Source organism: Streptomyces sp. So13.3 (assembly GCF_005860785.2).
Lineage (GTDB): Bacteria > Actinomycetota > Actinomycetes > Streptomycetales > Streptomycetaceae > Actinacidiphila > Actinacidiphila fildesensis.
In genome coordinates, this window is sequence record NZ_CP048835.1 from 7,790,245 (window position 1) to 7,807,819 (window position 17,575).

15 protein-coding genes and 1 pseudogene are annotated in these 17,575 nt (G+C 67.0%); 7 read left to right on the forward strand and 9 right to left on the reverse strand.

All coding sequences use genetic code 11. The features are described 5' to 3' along the window. Positions 1-29: 29 nt before the first annotated feature. Together C8250_RS34855 and C8250_RS34860 are read right to left on the reverse strand one after the other, a co-directional pair. On the reverse strand, positions 30-383 hold the full coding sequence (locus C8250_RS34855; RefSeq protein ID WP_244809553.1) for a hypothetical protein: 354 nt from the start codon (positions 381-383) through the stop codon (positions 30-32). Next, positions 380-1,209 (reverse strand): annotated as a pseudogene (locus C8250_RS34860) (IS5 family transposase). Before C8250_RS34860 ends, C8250_RS34855 begins: the two are co-directional and overlap by 4 nt. 132 nt (positions 1,210-1,341) lie before the next feature. On the opposite strand from C8250_RS34860, the gene C8250_RS34865 reads away from it, so the two are divergent. Then, complete coding sequence (locus C8250_RS34865) at positions 1,342-5,715, forward strand: amino acid adenylation domain-containing protein (RefSeq protein ID WP_244809902.1); 4,374 nt, start codon at positions 1,342-1,344, stop codon at positions 5,713-5,715. 146 nt (positions 5,716-5,861) lie between these two features. Beyond that, positions 5,862-6,725, forward strand: coding sequence for a M56 family metallopeptidase (locus C8250_RS34870; protein WP_187145107.1), 864 nt, complete (start codon positions 5,862-5,864; stop codon positions 6,723-6,725). A gap of 133 nt (positions 6,726-6,858) precedes the next feature. On the opposite strand, the gene C8250_RS34875 is transcribed toward C8250_RS34870, so the two are convergent. Genes C8250_RS34875 through C8250_RS34890 form a run of 4 tightly spaced genes read right to left on the reverse strand, consistent with a single transcriptional unit; the run spans position 6,859 to position 9,692 of the window. Beyond that, positions 6,859-7,287 carry an SCP2 sterol-binding domain-containing protein gene (locus tag C8250_RS34875; RefSeq protein WP_138359439.1) on the reverse strand — a complete coding sequence of 143 codons (429 nt, stop codon included), beginning with the start codon at positions 7,285-7,287 and terminating at the stop codon, positions 6,859-6,861. A gap of 37 nt (positions 7,288-7,324) precedes the next feature. Beyond that, positions 7,325-8,410 (reverse strand): ferritin-like domain-containing protein, encoded by a 1,086-nt coding sequence (locus C8250_RS34880; protein WP_138359437.1) that lies wholly within the window; start codon positions 8,408-8,410, stop codon positions 7,325-7,327. After that, the gene (locus tag C8250_RS34885; protein WP_269288405.1) at positions 8,407-9,255 is read right to left on the reverse strand and encodes an alpha/beta fold hydrolase; all 849 of its coding nucleotides are present in this window, start codon (positions 9,253-9,255) and stop codon (positions 8,407-8,409) included. The genes C8250_RS34880 and C8250_RS34885 overlap by 4 nt, the downstream gene beginning before the upstream one ends. Further along, a complete protein-coding gene (locus C8250_RS34890; protein WP_138359433.1) occupies positions 9,252-9,692 on the reverse strand; it encodes an SCP2 sterol-binding domain-containing protein in 441 nt (146 codons plus the stop codon). The genes C8250_RS34885 and C8250_RS34890 overlap by 4 nt, the downstream gene beginning before the upstream one ends. Before the next feature lie 317 nt (positions 9,693-10,009). Here C8250_RS34890 and C8250_RS34895 point away from each other — a divergent pair, with 317 nt between their 5' ends. From C8250_RS34895 to fdxA, 5 genes are all read left to right on the forward strand, one after another. Then, positions 10,010-10,489, forward strand: a complete 480-nt coding sequence (locus C8250_RS34895) for a hypothetical protein (RefSeq protein WP_138359431.1) — start codon at positions 10,010-10,012, stop codon at positions 10,487-10,489. A 55-nt stretch (positions 10,490-10,544) separates the two neighbouring features. Next, positions 10,545-10,754 (forward strand): hypothetical protein, encoded by a 210-nt coding sequence (locus C8250_RS34900; RefSeq protein ID WP_138359429.1) that lies wholly within the window; start codon positions 10,545-10,547, stop codon positions 10,752-10,754. 90 nt (positions 10,755-10,844) lie between these two features. Next, positions 10,845-12,830, forward strand: coding sequence for a 2-oxoacid:acceptor oxidoreductase subunit alpha (locus C8250_RS34905; RefSeq protein WP_187145108.1), 1,986 nt, complete (start codon positions 10,845-10,847; stop codon positions 12,828-12,830). Next, the gene (locus C8250_RS34910) at positions 12,823-13,896 is read left to right on the forward strand and encodes a 2-oxoacid:ferredoxin oxidoreductase subunit beta (RefSeq protein ID WP_187145109.1); all 1,074 of its coding nucleotides are present in this window, start codon (positions 12,823-12,825) and stop codon (positions 13,894-13,896) included. Before C8250_RS34905 ends, C8250_RS34910 begins: the two co-directional genes overlap by 8 nt. A 14-nt stretch (positions 13,897-13,910) precedes the next feature. Next, positions 13,911-14,228 (forward strand): ferredoxin, encoded by a 318-nt coding sequence (fdxA, locus tag C8250_RS34915; RefSeq protein WP_138359213.1) that lies wholly within the window; start codon positions 13,911-13,913, stop codon positions 14,226-14,228. Positions 14,229-14,322: 94 nt separating this feature from the next. Here fdxA and C8250_RS34920 read toward each other — a convergent pair whose 3' ends face one another. The 3 genes from C8250_RS34920 to C8250_RS34930 are packed head-to-tail and all read right to left on the reverse strand — an operon-like array spanning position 14,323 to position 17,529. Then, positions 14,323-16,176, reverse strand: coding sequence for a copper resistance protein CopC (locus tag C8250_RS34920; protein WP_138359211.1), 1,854 nt, complete (start codon positions 16,174-16,176; stop codon positions 14,323-14,325). Next, positions 16,173-16,874, reverse strand: a complete 702-nt coding sequence (locus C8250_RS34925; protein WP_346268780.1) for a YcnI family protein — start codon at positions 16,872-16,874, stop codon at positions 16,173-16,175. Before C8250_RS34925 ends, C8250_RS34920 begins: the two co-directional genes overlap by 4 nt. A gap of 4 nt (positions 16,875-16,878) precedes the next feature. Next, a complete protein-coding gene (locus C8250_RS34930; protein ID WP_187145110.1) occupies positions 16,879-17,529 on the reverse strand; it encodes a maleylpyruvate isomerase family mycothiol-dependent enzyme in 651 nt (216 codons plus the stop codon). Between the last annotated feature and the right edge of the window lie 46 nt (positions 17,530-17,575).

Here is a 17,575-nt window from a genome sequence, read left to right on the forward strand (position 1 = left end):
GGTGAGAATGCCCCGTGTGACCAGGCGTTTCAGTTTGGACCGGATGCCTTCGGTGTTCTTCGGGAGGATCGGCAGGTCGAGTGCCTCGCACAGGTCTCGAGCACGCATCGGATGGCCGGTGTCGGTGAAGACAGCGAGAATCTGCTGGTAAGCGGGTGGTCCGGCGCCTCGGGCCGTGGCGGATCGTCGGCGGGCTCCGGTGCCGGGATGTTCAGGAGCGTCTTGCGGGTGATGCGCAGGTTCTCGGTCTCCGCGTCGAGTTCGCCGAGGCGGGCGGTGAGGTCCTCGATGGACGCGCGGAGCTGCCCGGCCTGCTTGTCGAGTTCGTTCTCGCGGGCCTCGACGTAGGCAAGGACGTTTCTGATCTGCGGGTTGTCGCTCACGCGGTCCTCCAGGAGGGCAGGGTGGCGCCGGTGGCCGGCGGGCCATGACAGAGGTCATCGCCCAGAAGACGCGAGAGCGCGAGGTGGCGAGCCGGTGCTCGTAGTCGCGGACCAGGCGCCGGTAGAACATCAGGATCCCGTTCGTCTGCTCCACGACCCACCGCTTGGCCTGCGGAATGAAGCTCTTGTCGGCCGGGTTGCGTTCAACGATCTCGACGTCGATGCCGTACTGCTCGCCGTGGTCGACGACGGCCTTCTTGAACCCCTGGTCGACCAAGGCCTTCCTCACGGTGCCCATCTGGGCGGCCACGCCGTCCAGCAGCGCGATTCCGGCGGCGTTGTCGTGTGCGGACGTAAGCAGGGCGACAGCCTCGACGACGAGTCCCAATACGTCCACGGCCAGGCATCTCTTCCGCCCCGGCACCCGTTTCGCCGCGTCCTTGCCGGTCGTGGCGGCCGGGACGCCGACGGCCACGCGGATGCTCTGCGTGTCCATGACGATGAGGCTCGGGTCGGCTAATCGCCGCTTCTTCTCCCGCAGTTGCCATCGCAGCAGATCATGAATGGTCTGATCGGTGCCATCGTCGCGCCACTTGTAGAAGTAGTACTTCACCGCACCGGCGGGCGGCAGGTCGTGGGGCAGCAGGTCCCACTGGCAGCCGCTGCGGTTCTGGTACAGGATCGCGTTGACGATCTCCCGCATCGCGTATCTGCCCTGGTGGCCACTGACCGACGGATGCGCGGCCTTCCACGCCGTGACCACGGGCTCGACCAGGGCCCACTGCTCGTCGGAGACATCACTCGAGTACGACTTGCGATCGCTCATCCCGTCACCCAAGCGAATCCCGAACGCCTGACCGGCAATAATGCTTCACCGTCACCCCATCGAGTGATCATAAGCAGGACAGAAGATCACGTACCGCACTCTGAGTTGGGGCAGGTGTCGACTCATTTGTATGTGCAGTTTGAGTCGGCTGATTTTGATGTGGTGCGGGCGCGGGTGGCGTTGGAGCGGTTGGTGGAGCGGCACGAGATGTTTGCGGTGGCGGTGGTGCGGGGTGATGGGCGGCAGCAGGTGTTGGAGGTGGTGCCGCCGGTGGTGGTGGGGTTGGAGGATTTGTCGGGGGTTGAGGGTGTTGTGGCTGCGGGGCGGGTGGCTGCGGTGCGGGATGAGTTGTCGCATGAGGTGCGGCCGGCTGATGTGTGGCCGTTGTTCGAGGTGCGGGTGCAGCGGTTGCCTGGTGGGGTTTCGCGGGTGCATTTCAGTTTGGATCTGCTGGTGGCTGATGCGGGGTCGGTGCAGATTGTGTTGGAGGAGTGGGCGTTGTTGTATGCGGATCCGGGGGTGGAGTTGGCGCCTTTGGGTTGTTCGTTCCGTGATTATGTGCGGGCGTTGGAGGGGGTGGAGTCTTCGGAGGGGTTTGAGCGTGCGCGGGGGTATTGGTTGGGTCGGATTGAGGATTTGCCTGCGGCGCCGGAGTTGCCGTTGGTGGTTGCGCCTTCTGGGGTGGAGCCGAGGTTTGTGCGGCGGCAGTTTGTGTTGGACGGGGTTCGGTGGGGGGTGTTGAAGGAGCGGGCGGCGTCGTTTGGTTTGACGGCGTCTGCGGTGTTGGCGGCGGCGTATGCGGAGGTTTTGGGGGTGTGGTCGAAGTCGCCGCGGTTCACGTTGAATTTTACGGTGGCTGATCGGTGGCCTTTGCATGCGGATGTGAATCGTCTGGTGGGTGATTTCACGTCGGTGTTGTTGGTGGAGGCGGATGTTTCGGGTTCTGTGGGGTTTGTGGATCGGGCGCGGGCGTTGCAGCGTCAGGTGTGGGAGGGGTTGGAGCACCGGGCGTATGGCGGGGTTCGGGTGTTGCGGGATCTGGCGCGTGAGCATGGTGCGGAACGGGCCTCCATGCCCGTCGTCTTCACCAGCGCCATCGGACAGCAGATCCCCGCAACCATCCCCGGTCTGGGCAGGCAGGTCGAAGCCATCTCCCAGACCCCCCAGGTCACCCTCGACCACCAGGTCTATGAACGCACTGACGGCCTGGTCACTGCGTGGGACTGCCTGGAGGCCCTCTTCGACCCCGCTCTTCTCGACGACATGTTCGCCGCGTACCAGAACCTCATCACCTCCCTCACCGAAGACTTGTCGGCGTGGCAGGACCCTCACACCGTCGGCGCGCCGTCGGGGCAGTTGGTGGTGCGTGAGGCGGCTAATGGTGCGGTGGGTGTGGTGTCGGGTGGGTTGTTGCATGAGGGGGTTTTTGCGGCTGCGGGTCGGTGGGCGGGTCGGGATGCGGTGGTGTGGCCGGGTGGTCGGATGTCGTTCGGTGAGTTGGTGTCGCGGGCGTGGCGGATCGGTCGGCGGTTGCGTGAGGCCGGGGTCCGGCCGGGTGAGCCGGTGGTGGTCGCGGCGCGTAAGGGCTGGGAGCAGATTGCCGGGGTGCTCGGTGTCCTGGCGTCGGGTGGCGCGTATGTACCGGTGGATCCTGACCAGCCCGAGCGGCGTCTGCACGGCCTGATCCACCGCACCGGAACCCGCACCATCCTCACCCAAAGCTCGCTCAAGGATATGGTCGGCTGGCCGGCGGCCGTAGACGTTATCCCGGTGGACGACGACTCCGAGTGGGCCCAGACCTCCGACGAGCCGTTGGAGTGGGTGCAGGATCCGTCGGATCTGGCGTATGTGATCTTCACGTCGGGTTCGACGGGGGAGCCGAAGGGCGTGATGATCGATCACCGCGGCGCCCTCAACACCATCATCGACATCAATGACCGATTCCGGGTGACGGAGAACGACCGGGTGTTGGGTCTGTCGTCGCTGAGCTTCGACCTGTCGGTCTGGGACGTCTTCGGAGTCCTGGCCGCCGGTGGCGCCCTGGTCCTGCCCGACCCTGACGGTTCCCGTGATCCAGCCCAGTGGGCGGAGTTGCTCCGCCGGGAGCAGGTGACCGTATGGAACACCGTCCCCGCACTTTTGGAACTCCTGGCGGAGCACCTGACAACCCATGGTGCGGAGGGGGTGGGTTTGCGGTTGGCGTTGTTGTCCGGCGATTGGATTGCGGTGTCGTTGCCGGATCGGGTGCGGGACCTGGTGCCCGGTTTGGAGGTGGTGAGCCTGGGTGGTGCTACGGAGGCGTCGATCTGGTCGATCGCGTATCCGATCGGTGTGGTGGATCCGTCGTGGCGGAGCATCCCGTACGGGCGTCCGCTGGTGAACCAGAGTTTCCGGGTGGTGGACGGGAATCTGCGGCATCGCCCGGACTTCGTGGCCGGCGAGCTGCAGATCGGCGGGGTCGGGGTCGCGATGGGGTACTGGGGCGATCCGGAACGGACCGCTGCCTCGTTCGTGACCGATCCGGTGACGGGGGAGCGGTGGTACCGGACTGGGGATCTGGGCCGGTACCTGCCGGACGGAACGATTGAGTTCCTGGGCCGGGAGGACTTCCAGGTCAAGATCGGCGGCTACCGCATCGAGCTGGGTGAGATCGAGGCCGCGCTGCTGGCCGACCCGCAGGTCGAAGCCGCCGTCGCACAGGCCTGGGGAGCACCTGGCGGCCCGCGCCGACTGGCTGCCTATGTCGTGCCCGTCGAAGGGGCGATCCTGGAGGTCGACAAGGTCCGGGCCCAGGCCGCGGAGGTCCTGCCGGCGTATATGGTGCCGGCCGCTTTGGTGGTGCTGGACGCGCTGCCCTTGACGGGCAACGGCAAGATCGACCGCAAGGCGCTGCCCGATCCGGGTGAAGCCGCCCGCCAGCCGTATGTGGCACCGGCCACTCCGATCGAGCAGACCCTGACCGGCATCTGGTCGGAGCTGCTGGCCACCGAACGCATCGGCGTCCACGACAACCTCTTCGAACTCGGCGCCGACTCCCTCCTCGCCCTCCGTGCGGTCGCCGCGGCCGACACCGCCGGCCTCCACCTCGAACTCCGCGACGTCTTCGCCCACCCCACCATCGCCACCCAAGCCACCCACACCACCCAAGGACGTATCGGAGCGGAACAGGGAACGCTGTCCGGACCGACACTCATGACGCCCAATCAGATCTGGTTCCTCGAACAGGATCTGCCCGAGCGCCACCACTGGAACGACGCGTCCTTCCTCCTCTCGCTGCAGAAGCCTCTCGATCTGGAGCCACTGCGGCGAGCCACCGAACAGATTCTTGAGCACCACGACGGCCTGCGGCTGCGGTTCCGGCAGGAAGAGGGCACCTGGCAGGCAACCTTGGCCGAAGCAGGCACCGGGGAACTCCCCCTCACCGTCTACGCCTTTCCAAATCTGACAGGACGTCAGCAAAAGGACGCCGTCACAGAGGTCGCTGAGTTTCTGCAGCGCAGCATGAACCTCTCTGACGGCCCCATCATCCGGTTGGCCTACTTCGACCTGGGCGAACGCCCACACTGCCTGTTGGTGCTCGGCCACTGGCTCGCGGTCGACCACTACTCGGCGCGGATCCTGCTGGAGGACCTGCTCGCGTCCTACTTCCAGTACTCCCAGGGCGCAGCCAAAGCCGCCCTTCCGGCAAAGACCACCTCGTTCCCGCAGTGGACCCAGGCGCTGCACGAGTGCGCGAAGGGCCCCGTCACGCAGGGCGAGCGTGACTACTGGCAGAGCCGTACCAGGGGACACCAACTGCATTTCGACAAGGCAGAGGGCCCCAACCGACTGGAAAGTCTGCGAACAACGACCCTACGACTGGACCACGACCTGACCGATGCGGTGCTCTCCGGCATTCCCACCGCCACCGGCGCCGACATCCTGGACACGCTGTGCACGGCGCTCGTCCAGGCGCTGCCACTGGCGGACGCCGGCCCCGAGGAGCCCCGGCGGACCCTGATCGATCTGGAGCGGCACGGCCGTGATCTCTACTTCGAGGGGCTGTCCGTCTCCCGCACCGTCGGCCGCTTCTCCACTATTACCCCCACCCTCGTCGAGATCGATCCCCTGACCTCGCCGGCCGGCCAGCTGGCAGCAGTCCACAGCCAACTGGAGGCCGTTCCGCAGCGGGGTGCCGGCTATGGACTGCTCCGCCACGCGGCAGCCGATCCCGCTCTTCGGAACGCCCCCACAGCCCAGGTCGGCCTCAACTACGTCGGACAGGTCGATGAAGTGTTTCTTCGGTCGGATCTGCTGAGCGTGCCGCGGATGTCCTTCGGAGAGCAGCACAGCAGCGTCGGGACGCGTTTTCGCGACGTGGACGTCCTCGGCTACGTCGTCGGACGCCGCCTCACCTTCTCCATCGGCTACAGCTCGCACTATTTCGACGACGACACCATGACGCGGTTCGCCGCGGCGTTCGAGCAGAAGCTGCGACAGCTCGCCGAAGACGCACGTCGCGACTGATCCACCCGCCCTTTCGGGCCCCACTGGTGAGGCGTCCTTGATGGACACCTCACCAGTGGGGAGGATGAGCACAAAGGGACTACCGCAGCCGGCCTCGGAACGCTCTGTCCTTCTGCGGCCGGCTCTCTGCCACGGGGGCCAGAGCATTGATTCGTGCACGGGGTCGCGCCATCCGCACCACGCTCTTCCTTGCCGCGCTGTCGGCGCAGTACATCGTCCTGATCGTGATCGCAGAGTTCATTGTGCGGCTGGAACTGTCAGAGGAAGAGGTCAGACCGTGCCAACCGCTACTGGCTCTTGGGCTGCTGGTCGTCATCAAGGTGGGTATCGCCACCGGCAGCTGCTTGCGCCAGATATCGCTGAGCAGGACTCTGCGGTCAATGGTGCGGAGCTCTTCGGCCGACGCTTCGCACACGCAGGCGCTCATCGACCGTTCAGGACTGCGGAACCGGGTGACCGTCATCGACGAACCGTCCCTCGTGGCCTGCACGAGCGGACTGTTCCGCACACGGGTCATCATCAGTACTGGTCTGGTGGACCGTCTTACGACTGGTCAGCTCGAAGCGGTGCTGCGGCACGAGGAGAGTCACGCCAATGCGGCGGACCCGCTGCTGTATCTGCTGATCGACGTCACCCGACGCATGTTCTTCTATCTTCCCGCGGTCTGCGGCGCCCTGGAGCGGCTGCTCACCCGTCGGGAACTTGCCGCTGACGCGCACGCGGTGGAGGTCTGTGGGGTGGGGCCGCTGGCCGGCGCACTCCTGATCGCACTCAAGGAACAGCCCCCGGCTGGCCAGACCGGGATTCCGGCCTTGTGGCCTGCCCTCGCCGGTCCGGGTGGGCTGCTCGAAAGCCGGCTGGAGCAGTTGGAGACCGGTCGTGCGCCGCTGCCTGGCCGCCTGCCGCGTCGCAGCCTGTTGTGGACGCTGCCCGGAGTTATCGGGCTGAGCCTGATCAGCTTGTGGATTCTACAGATGTGCGCAGTCTGCTTCGGATGCGCAGACTGCTGAACACGTTCGTAAGAGCGTGCCCGGTACCGGCCCAGGACATGGACCTGCCGCCGCATGGAACGGACGGGGGGCACGTCCCATACGGCGGCAGGAGAAGAAGGGGGCGCCCGCAAAGCGGGCACCCCGGGAGAACTCAGGGCCGCTCGAACCAGGCCTCGAACTTGGTGGCGTAGAAGGTGTCACCGGAGATCTTGACCTTGCCGGTCAGGAACGCCTGCATGCTGTTGAGCTTGCCCGTCACCAGGCGCACGAAATCGGGCAGCTTCACCCTCATCGTCACCCGCGGGGAATCCACCGTCCCACGGCCGGTCTGGCACTGGCCGTTGTCGACCGTGATGAAGTAGTTGTACTCGTCGTCGCCGGAGCGAATGCAGTACTGGAAGTCCGCCTGCTGTCCCTTCGCCTTGTCGGGACGGAAGACCTCGCGCATGTTGGCGAACACCTCATCGAGCAGGCCCTGCGGGCCGCCCTCGTGCTCTTCGGCGTAGCGCGCGAGACCCTCGCCCTTGCGCTCTCCGGCCACGGCCTTGAGCCGCTCGAATGCTGATACGTCCAATGCCATCGTTTGTACTCCTGATTCCTGGCTCGCGGATCGCTGTCTACTCGGTGTCGCCGGCGCCGAGGCTGATGGCCTCCTGGACCTGAGCCAGCCGCTGCGCGTCGATCTCCTCCGCGGCCTGCTCGTCGTAGTCCATGACCGCCTCGATGTCGATGTCCTGGAAGCCCAGGACATCCATCTCGGTGAAGGCCTTGATCACCTTGGGGCCCATCAGCCCGATGTCGCGCAGGGTCGGCACGATCCGGGTGAACAGCAGGGACCGGAAGAGCTTGAACGCCTCGCTGTTGTTGATGTGGGCGACAGCTTCCGTGGGAGCCAGATCCAGTGTCTCCCAGATCTCCTCGCCCAGGAACCGGTCCCGGAGAAGGAAGCAGGCCTCCACACAGAATTCCTCGCGGTCGGCGAGTTCCGCGGAGGACAGTTCCTTGTAGAAGTCCTTGAGCGCGAGCCGGCCGAAGGCGACATGCCGTGCTTCGTCCTGCATCACGTAGGCGTTCAGCGCACGGGCGAGCGGCTCGCGGGTCTGGTCCCGGGTGACTCCGAAGCCTGCCAGCGCGAGCCCTTCGAGCAGCACCTGCATGCCCAGGTAGGTCAGGTCCCACCGGCTGTCGGAGATCGTGTCGTTGAGCATGATCTTGAGGCTGTCGTTGATCGGATAGGCGAAGCCGACCTTCTCCTGCAGGTAGCGGGAGAAGACCTCGACATGCCGTGCCTCGTCCATGACCTGAGTGGCCGCGTAGAACTTGGAGTCCAGGTCCGGGACCGTCTGCACGATCTTGGAGGCGCAGATGAGGGCGCCCTGCTCACCGTGGAGGAATTGGGAGAACTGCCAGGACGTCACATGTTGCTTGACCTCCTGACGCTCCTTGGTGCCCAGCCTGTCCCACAGGTCGGAGCCGTAGATCGGCACGTACTCGTCCGGAACCAGGTCCGGGCTGTCGAGGTCGACGGCGATGGACCAGTCGATACGCTCCGAGGAGTTCCACTGTTTGGCCTTGCCCTTCTCGTACAGGGCCAGCAGCCTGTCGTTGCCTTCGTCGTAGTCCCAGGAGAAGACGGTGGTGTTCCCGCTGGGAACCTTCCACTTCGTCTGTTCAATGGGCAGAGTGTAGATCCGGGTACTCACAGTGCTCCTTTTCCGGTCAGCGCGCCTGCGCCCGTTGACCGCTGTCCAGTGCCGAGGCGTTGAAGGAAGGCGTCAATCGACGCGGCAATCAGTTCGGGCTGCTCGCACGGGGGCGTGTGGCCGCAGTCCGGTACCTCCAGGAACTCGGCATCCGGCAGCAGCGGGACCCATGCACGGGCGACCTTGATGCGGATCGGAATGTCCGCCTCGCCGTGCACCACCAGGCTCGGGGCCTTGATGTCCCCCAGTTGGTCGGAGATGTCCCCGCGCCGGAATACCGAGGCGCAGGCCTCGTCGATGTCCTGCCCGCGCAAGTGAGTGAAGTGCTCCACCCACTGCTGCCCCTGCGGGCCGGCCAGGAAGGAGGGATGGAAGTTGAGCCGGCCGATGACTTCGGCCAGATCGACCGAGATCCCCCAGGAAGAGGCGGCCTCGACCATCGCCGTGTACGGCCGCGCTGTGCGCTCGGGCTCCACATAGGGCTGGGTGGACACCAGGACGAGGCGGGAAACGGCGTCCGGATGGCGCAGTGCTATGCGCAGCGCCTTCATACCGCCCATCGAGTGCCCTGCCCAGACCACCGGAAACTCGACGCCCAGGTCCCCCAGGGCTTCCACGAGGGCGTCCGCCTCGTCCTCCAGGGAGTAGGCGCCGGGCCGTGCCGGGCTGCCGCCGTGGCCGGGCGCGTCCACCGTGATCAAGCGGTAGCGGTCACGCAGAGCCGCGACCACGCCGTCCCAGGCCCGGTGGTCGGTCATGAGGCCATGAAGCAGCACGATGGTGGGACCTTCGCCCTGACAGTGGACGCGTAGGTTCCACGAACCCGCGGTCAGGGTTGCCGTCACGGCCGGGCCGCCGGCGCAACCTCGTCCGCGAATGCCGTCGTTCCTGTCGCAGCAATGCTCACCAGGGCATTGGCGGCCCTGACATAGCGCAACAGCGTCGGCAGATGCCCGGTGACCGCAAGCTCCCCGTCGAGCATCGCCTCCATCGGGTCGAGCTCGCCCTGGATGATCTGCTTCCACAGGGAGTACGGGCCCTGGAGTACGAATTGGGACTCGCGGCCCTCCTGCGGTGTGACGTCGTACTTCCACCACAGGCATTTGCCGCCTCCAACGCCGGCTCGGGCCCAGATATCGGCCTGGTGCCCCAGCTCCGGTTCGGCTTCGAAGACATAGGCGATGTCGGCCTCGAAAGTACGTGCTGCCTCCGCGAACTCCGGAGACGTGTTGATACGGGCGACGTATTCATCGAGCCAGTCGCCACTCGGGAAGACTGCCATCCTCACTCCTTGTCGTGCGGAACCCGCAGGAGGGCCTGGCTGGGCCGGCCGCGTGCACGGGACTCAGCCAAGCGGTTCGGTCTGACTCGCAGAACACCCGTCGGACCTGCCGTGTGGTCCCCGAATCGGACAGGGCCGCAGGGGTACCCCGACCGGGCCACCCATCTGTCCTCGACCGCGCACTCGGCCTGCCCGATCAGGCGCTCCGGCTTGCCGCGCAGAGGCGGCTGGGAATCGGGCTCCAGAGCTTCCAAGGTGTCAGGGAACAACCGCAGTCCGGCATCGCTCGCCGGGCCTAACCGTGAGGAAGGGTGACGATGGAGCATCCCCGGGCTGTCCGATGGTCGATAGCAGCCGGCCTGTTCGTCGAGTTCGTAGGGTTCCTGTACGACACCTTGTGGCATGACCAGCACCTGTCTGAGGTGGCCATCCCGCCCAGCAAGCTGATGACCGTGCACAGCGGTATCTACCTCGGTGAGCTACTCGTCCTGGGCATAGCACTGGCCACCCTTGCGCTGCGTACCCGCCGGGCCCACCCACAAGCCATTCTGTGGGCGGTGGTGGCGGGAGGCGTCGTCCAGATCGCCGGCAGCGGCCTTGACATGTGGAGCCACGCCCACGCCTACGAGAAGCCGCTCTACCACGACACGATCTACACCGGCGCAGCCGTCACGATCATCGGCTACCTGCTGCTGGAAATGGTGGCCTCGCGCGCGGCCCGGCGAGAGCAGCTCCCCGTCCCGGAACGGCTTGCCGACCACCGCTCGGACGAGGCGAAGCAGACCGCGGAGCGCTGAAGGTGCTCCACCGCACGGTGACCTGCCCGGAACGGAACCCGCAGAGGGGATCCATGTGGCACAGAACCAGGATGACCTCACACCCGATATCGGCGCCGGCTGGGTGCTGCTCCCGCAGAGCCTGATCGACATGTTGCGCGAGGAGCGGTTCGAGCAGGGATGGGCCTGGCTGGACGGCGGTCCGAAAGGCATGAACGCAGCGCAGCACGAGGACGACGTCCCTGACACGACCCCCGCCGCCGAGGTACTGCCGAGCACTTCATGACCGCGTTCCGGCGCACCGGGACAGACCCCGCCCCACGGCCTTCCGCGAGCGCCTTCCGTCCTGACCGGCCACTAGGAAAAGACACCTGCCATGACGACAGCCACCACGCCCCCACCCCGCAGCGGCCGTGCGGCTTCTGAGGTAGCGGTTCCCGACGTCACCAGCCAGGTCAGCAGCCCAGCCGTAGGACAGCCGCTGCTCGGTGAACAGCGCAAACCGGCCAAGGAGGTCCAGCGGCTGGACCGGGTGATCATCCGGTTCGCCGGGGACTCGGGTGACGGAATGCAGCTCACGGGTGACCGGTTCACCTCGGAAACGGCGTCGTTCGGGAACGACCTTTCCACGCTGCCGAACTTCCCCGCCGAGATCCGGGCACCCGCGGGAACCCTGCCGGGCGTGTCCAGTTTCCAGCTCCACTTCGCCGATCACGACATCCTCACGCCCGGCGACGCGCCCAACGTGCTCGTCGCGATGAACCCGGCCGCGCTGAAGGCGAACATCGCCGATCTGCCGCGCGGCGCGGAGATCATCGTCAACACGGACGAGTTCACCAAGCGGGCGATGGCGAAGGTCGGTTACGCGGCCAGCCCGCTGGAGGACGGCTCGCTGGAGGCGTACGCGATCCACCCGGTGCCGCTGACGAGCCTGACCGTGGAGGCCCTGAAGGACTCGGGGCTGGCGCGCAAGGACGCGGAGCGCGCGAAGAACATGTTCGCGCTGGGCCTGCTGTCGTGGATGTACCACCGGCCGACCGAGGGAACCGAGAAGTTCCTGCGGAAGAAGTTCGCGACGAAGCCCGACATCGCCGAGGCGAACGTCGCGGCGTTCCGGGCCGGCTGGAACTTCGGGGAGACCACCGAGGACTTCGCGGTCTCCTACGAGATCGCCCCGGCCTCCGCCGCCTTCCCGGCCGGCACCTACCGCAACATCTCGGGGAACCTGGCGCTGTCGTACGGCCTGGTCGCCGCGAGCAAGCAGGCCGACCTGCCGCTGTACCTGGGCTCGTACCCGATCACCCCGGCCTCCGACATCCTGCACGAGCTGTCGAAGCACAAGAACTTCGGTGTGCGGACGTTCCAGGCCGAGGACGAGATCGCGGCCATCGGCGCCGCGCTGGGCGCCGCGTTCGGCGGGGCGCTGGCCGTCACCACCACCTCGGGGCCCGGTGTGGCGCTGAAGTCGGAGACCATCGGGCTGGCGGTGTCGCTGGAACTGCCGCTGCTGGTGGTGGCGATCCAGCGCGGCGGCCCGTCCACCGGGCTGCCGACCAAGACCGAGCAGGCCGACCTGCTGCAGGCGATGTACGGGCGCAACGGCGAGGCGCCGGTGCCGATCGTGGCCCCGGCCACCGCGGCCGACTGCTTCGACGCCGCCATCGAGGCGGCCCGGATCGCGCTCACCTACCGCACCCCGGTGTTCCTGCTCTCCGACGGCTACCTGGCCAACGGCAGCGAGCCGTGGCGGATCCCCGACATCGACGAACTGCCGGACCTGCGGGTGCAGTTCGCCACCGGCCCGAACCACACGCTGGACAACGGCGACGAGGCGTTCTGGCCGTACAAGCGCGACCCGCAGACGCTGGCCCGCCCCTGGGCGGTGCCCGGCACCCCCGGTCTCGAACACCGGATCGGCGGTATCGAGAAGCAGGACGGCACGGGCAACATCTCCTACGACCCGGCCAACCACGACTTCATGGTCCGCACCCGCCAGGCGAAGATCGACGGCATCGCCGTACCCGATGTGACCGTCGATGATCCGAGTGATGAATCCCCGGTTCTGTTGATCGGCTGGGGCTCGACGTACGGCCCCATCGCCGCTGCCATCCGCCGACTCCGTGCCCAGGGACATCAGGTCGCGCAGGTCCATCTGCGCCACCTCAACCCCCTTCCCGCAAACCTGGGCGACATCCTCGGCGGATATCGCCATGTCCTGGTCCCGGAGATGAACCTCGGCCAGCTCGCCCACCTGCTGCGGGCGAAGTACCTGGTGGACGCTCAGTCTTACACCCAGGTGACCGGCCTGCCGTTCAAGTCCGAGCAGTTGGCTGACCACGTCAAGGAGACCTTCGATGTCTGAGATCCGCTCCCTGTCGTTGGTCCCCAAGTCCGACACCAAGCAGTCGATGAAGGACTTCAAGACGGACCAGGAGGTGCGCTGGTGCCCCGGCTGCGGTGATTACGCGGTCCTGGCCGCCGTCCAGTCCTTCATGCCCGAGCTGGGACTCGCCCGCGAGAACGTCGTCTTCGTCTCCGGCATCGGCTGCTCGTCGCGCTTCCCGTACTACATGAACACCTACGGGATGCACTCCATCCACGGCCGCGCCCCGGCCATCGCCACCGGACTCGCCTCCTCCCGGCGGGACTTGAGCGTCTGGGTGGTCACCGGCGACGGGGACGCGCTGTCCATCGGGGGCAACCACCTCATCCACGCGCTGCGCCGTAACGTCAACCTCAAGATCCTGCTGTTCAACAACCGGATCTACGGCCTGACGAAGGGTCAGTACTCGCCCACCTCCGAGGTCGGCAAGATCACCAAGTCGACCCCGATGGGCTCGCTGGACGCGCCGTTCAACCCGGTCTCGCTCGCCATCGGCGCCGAGGCCAGCTTCGTGGCGCGCACCATCGACTCCGACCGCAAGCACCTGCAGTCGGTGCTGCGCGAGGCCGCCGCCCACCCGGGCACCGCGCTGGTGGAGATCTACCAGAACTGCAACATCTTCAACGACGGCGCCTTCGACGCGCTCAAGGACCAGCAGACGGCGCAGGACGCCCTGATCCGGCTGGAGCACGGGCAGCCGATCCGGTTCGGCGCGCCGGCCGAGGACGGTCTGGGCTCCAAGGGCGTCGTCAGGGACCTGGCCACCGGCGAACTCAAGGTGATCGACGTGACCGTGGAAGGGACGGCAGGGGTGCTCGTCCACGACTCCCACGCCGCGTCGCCCACCACCGCCTTCGCCCTGTCCCGCCTCGCCGACCCGGACACGCTGCACCACACCCCCATCGGGGTGCTACGCAGCGTCGAACGGCCGGTCTACGACGCCGACATGTCCGACCAGCTGGAACGCGCCGTCGAGGAGAAGGGCAAGGGCGACCTCGCCGCGCTGCTCGCCGGCCAGGACACCTGGACCGTAAACCCTCGTTAGGAGCTGGAACTCGAATGACGTACGTGATCGCGCAACCGTGTGTCGACGTGAAGGACCGGGCCTGCATCGATGAATGCCCCGTCGACTGTATTTACGAGGGCCCCCGCAAGCTCTATATCCATCCCGACGAATGCGTCGACTGTGGCGCGTGCGAACCGGTCTGCCCCGTCGAGGCGATTTTCTTCGAGACGGATGTGCCGTCCGAGTGGGCGCCCTACCTGACCGCGGACCGGGAAGTGTTCGCCGGCGATCAGCCCTCCGGAGCGAGCGACCATCCGCTGACGGCCGACCACAGTGTGGTGGATGCGGAGCCGGTCAGCGAAGTTCAGTGATTCCGGGGAGCTGCTGCGCCGTGGGGTGGTCCGGGCCTGGAGGCTCGGACCACCCCACGGTTCGTGTCGGCCCGGGATGCCGACCGGTCGGGAGTCAGCCGATCCGGAGAGAGGTCGTGCGGGTCGCCTCGTCGATGTCGGAGCTGCGGACCGTCACGGCCATCTGCCAGTCACCTGGAAAGGGCAGCTGGACCGCGGGGGTTGTCCACCGTCCAGCGCCGACGGACGACAGGACCACGCGCAGCGGGCCGACATCCCTGCTCGGCAGAGTGAAGGCCATCCTCACCTCGGCCACCCGTGCGGCGCGTCCATCGGCGTTGATGACCTCCGCTGTCAACTGAGAGGCGCCCGTATCGGGAGCAGAGCGCAACGACACCACGACTCGTCCTGAGGCATCGGGACCCGCGCCACCTGTGTCGTAGGGGACGGCGGTTCTGATGTCGGCGGGCCGCACAGAGCCGGGTGCGGCGACGGCCTGGCTGCGACCGGGCGCGGAGTTGGTGAGGAGCGTGGTGACGGCCAGGACGATGACCGCTACGGCGGTCTCGGCTGCGACGGAGCGCCGGAGTCGTCGCGGATCGTCAGGGTTGATGACGGGAGCAGTGTCCGCACGCTCCAGGACACGAACCGTGCCCGGAACGACCTGTCTGGACGGTGCGGAGCTACGTGCCGACGCGCTGGCGCGTTGCCTGACGAGATGGCGCCGGGACAGCGCCCCCAGGGCGACCAGCAGTACGACAGCGCCGACCTTGAGCAGTAGCAGCCGGCCGTATCCGCTGCCGGTCATGGCCCCCCATGAGCCCAAGCCGCGCCACGACTGATAGATCCCGGTGACGACGAGTACCGCGACGCAGGACTCGGCGAGCACGGAGAACCGGTCGACCGATGCTGCGGTCGGCCCTTTCGGGCCGGGGCTGGGCTTGAGCGTGACGAGCAGCGCGACCAGGCCACCGATCCACAGGCCCATCGAGAGCAGATGCAGGCTGTCGGACAGCAGGGCCAGCGGAACCTGAATGCCCTCAGCCGCATGACCGGCGGACGCCCAGTTCACCGCGATGGCGCCCGCCAGCACCACTCCCGCTGCCGTCAGCCCGCGGCGGATGTCCCGCTGCTTGCTCGCTGCCTCTTCCCGTCGTTCGTGGAGCGGGCTCAACTCACGTCCCAGCTGACTGCACAGCAGCCACAGGAAGGGGCCGACTGCCGCGAGGAGGACCATCCGCTGGGCCAGGGCGCCGCCGATGGGCGTATGAAGGGTGCCGGAGAGCAACGACGTGTCGAACATCTGGGAGAACGTTCCGGCGCTTTGGTAGGGCCCGCTCAGCGCCAGTGCACTCGCCGTCGCCGTGGTGAGCGTGATCCAGCCGGCCAGCAGCAGGCGGCGCACGCCGCGGTGGTTCGCACCCGCAGGCCAGCAGACGAGAACGAAGCCGGCTGTTCCCACGGTCAAGGCGTATCCCACATACCCGAGTGCGCGCGCCGTTCCGTAGAGCATGCTGATGGCGGGCGCCGCGCGTACGGCGGGCACGGACGCGGTGGCTGAGGTGTGCCCGAAGGCGAAGACGAATGCCCCGGAGATGATGTGTGAGTCTGCGGAGACGGCCCGCCAGGCGACGGTGTAGCTGCCGGGTTGGAGGTCCTCGCGCAGCGCGACGCGCCCGGCGTTCTGCTCACCGACCAGGTTCTGCGGGGTACCCGCGTCAACGCGTCGGCCATCGGGAGCGATAACGCGGATCGAGTCGTCGAACAGTCTGACGGACTCCCCGAAGACCAAGGTCACCTGCCGCGGAGCAACCTTTGCCACGGAGCCTGGCACGGGATCGGACGTCAGCAGCGCCGCGTGAGCCGAGGCGACTCCTGTCGCGGTGAAGAGCCAGCACGCAGCCGTCACCAGGAGCAGCAGGGCCTTGCCGACCATCTCGTTCCGATGCGGGCGCCGCGCCTGGGTCATCGTGTGCCCCGCCGCCGGACCACGCTCAGGGCCGCCGCACCGGTTGCGGCCGCGAGGCCCAGCACGGCCAGGACCCGTGCCAGCACGTCCGGAGATGACGACGCGGGCGTCACTGCCGCAGCACTGGGGCTCTTGGCCGGTGCAGCGGTCAGGCGCAGCACCGGGGCCGGATTCTCCGGCTCGGCTCCGGTTGTCGACGGTTGGTCGATCCAGCGAGCCACAGTGCCGTTGCCGTAGGTCTGCAGGACCTTGAAAACCAGGGCATCGCCGGCGGTGGGCAAGGGGCCCATGGCCAGTTCGAACTCCTCGAACTGGTCGATGCCGATGGCTCCTCCGGTCCACACCACCTTGGACACCGTCTCGGTGACCTGACCGTCGTCCGTGGACAGTGGGGTTTTGAGACTGCTCTTCTCCACCTGGGAGGACCACCCCGGCAGCGGTCGCGTACGGACCGAGGCAATCGGATGGTCAGTGGGGAGCACTACTTCCACTCGTGTCGTGGTCGTGTTCTTCTGCTCACTCGGTACGTGGAAGACAACTGAGACGTAGCTGCCCTGAACCGCGTGGTCCGGCTGCACCGTCACATGCGCGGCCGCGGCCGGAGCAGACAGAAGGAAGGCAGCGGCGGCAACAGTCGTAACGATCAGGGGACTGCGGTGCACGCCGGTACCGAAGAGTGAACCGGGCACTCGATGCACCGTCCTACCGGTAGATGACCAGGTCCTGAGCGGTAGCTCCGCTGAGAACGAAGGGGCGTTCGGCGATCGGCCGACCGGTGTACAGGCGAATGAGTGTCTCCGCGTCGGTCACCAGGTCCGCCACATACTGCTGGTCGGGCAGCCAGGTCCCGAGTTCCAGATCCCGGTCCGGCAGATGGGCGATCAGCAGCGGGGTGTTGCGTTGCGCACTGCACCTCGCCAACAGTTCCAGGGCATCGTCGGTGCCGGCCGCCGCATAGGCGGGTGTGAGATCCCAAGCCGCGCGGATGTCGCCTGCATGGACCCATTCCCCCAGCCCGATCACATCCAGCTGCCCGGCGGAGTTGCTGATGACTGGTCCCGCGGTCCCATAGCCGTGGTCCAGCTCGTCGATGATCCGGCTGATGGGCCAGTCCTGCCGATCGGTGACGTCGCGCTGGTTGCACTCGGGGGAGAAGTCGTGCACCTGGTCGAGGGTGATGCGGGTGAGGGCGGCCGAGCAGTGCGCCAAAAGGTCCCGTACGTTCCAGCCGGGGCATGCGGTCGGATGTGCGAACCACCGCACCGGGGCCGCGCGGAGGACAGGAATCAGGTCGCGCTGCTCGGTCAGCAGAAGGCGTTCGGCACAGGACGAGCCCGCCACGGCGATGGGCATCGTGCGGCCCCCCTGTGCATCGGAGGGACTGGCTGTAGGCAGGACT

Coding starts and splice junctions, on each gene's coding strand:
- fdxA (WP_138359213.1), top strand. CDS start 13,911: ATGACGTACGTGATCGCGCAACCGTGTGTCGACGTGAAGGACCGGGCC.
- C8250_RS34930 (WP_187145110.1), bottom strand. CDS start 17,529: ATGCCCATCGCCGTGGCGGGCTCGTCCTGTGCCGAACGCCTTCTGCTG.
- C8250_RS34910 (WP_187145109.1), top strand. CDS start 12,823: ATGTCTGAGATCCGCTCCCTGTCGTTGGTCCCCAAGTCCGACACCAAG.
- C8250_RS34875 (WP_138359439.1), bottom strand. CDS start 7,287: ATGGCATTGGACGTATCAGCATTCGAGCGGCTCAAGGCCGTGGCCGGA.
- C8250_RS34895 (WP_138359431.1), top strand. CDS start 10,010: ATGGAGCATCCCCGGGCTGTCCGATGGTCGATAGCAGCCGGCCTGTTC.
- C8250_RS34905 (WP_187145108.1), top strand. CDS start 10,845: ATGACGACAGCCACCACGCCCCCACCCCGCAGCGGCCGTGCGGCTTCT.
- C8250_RS34920 (WP_138359211.1), bottom strand. CDS start 16,176: ATGACCCAGGCGCGGCGCCCGCATCGGAACGAGATGGTCGGCAAGGCC.
- C8250_RS34890 (WP_138359433.1), bottom strand. CDS start 9,692: ATGGCAGTCTTCCCGAGTGGCGACTGGCTCGATGAATACGTCGCCCGT.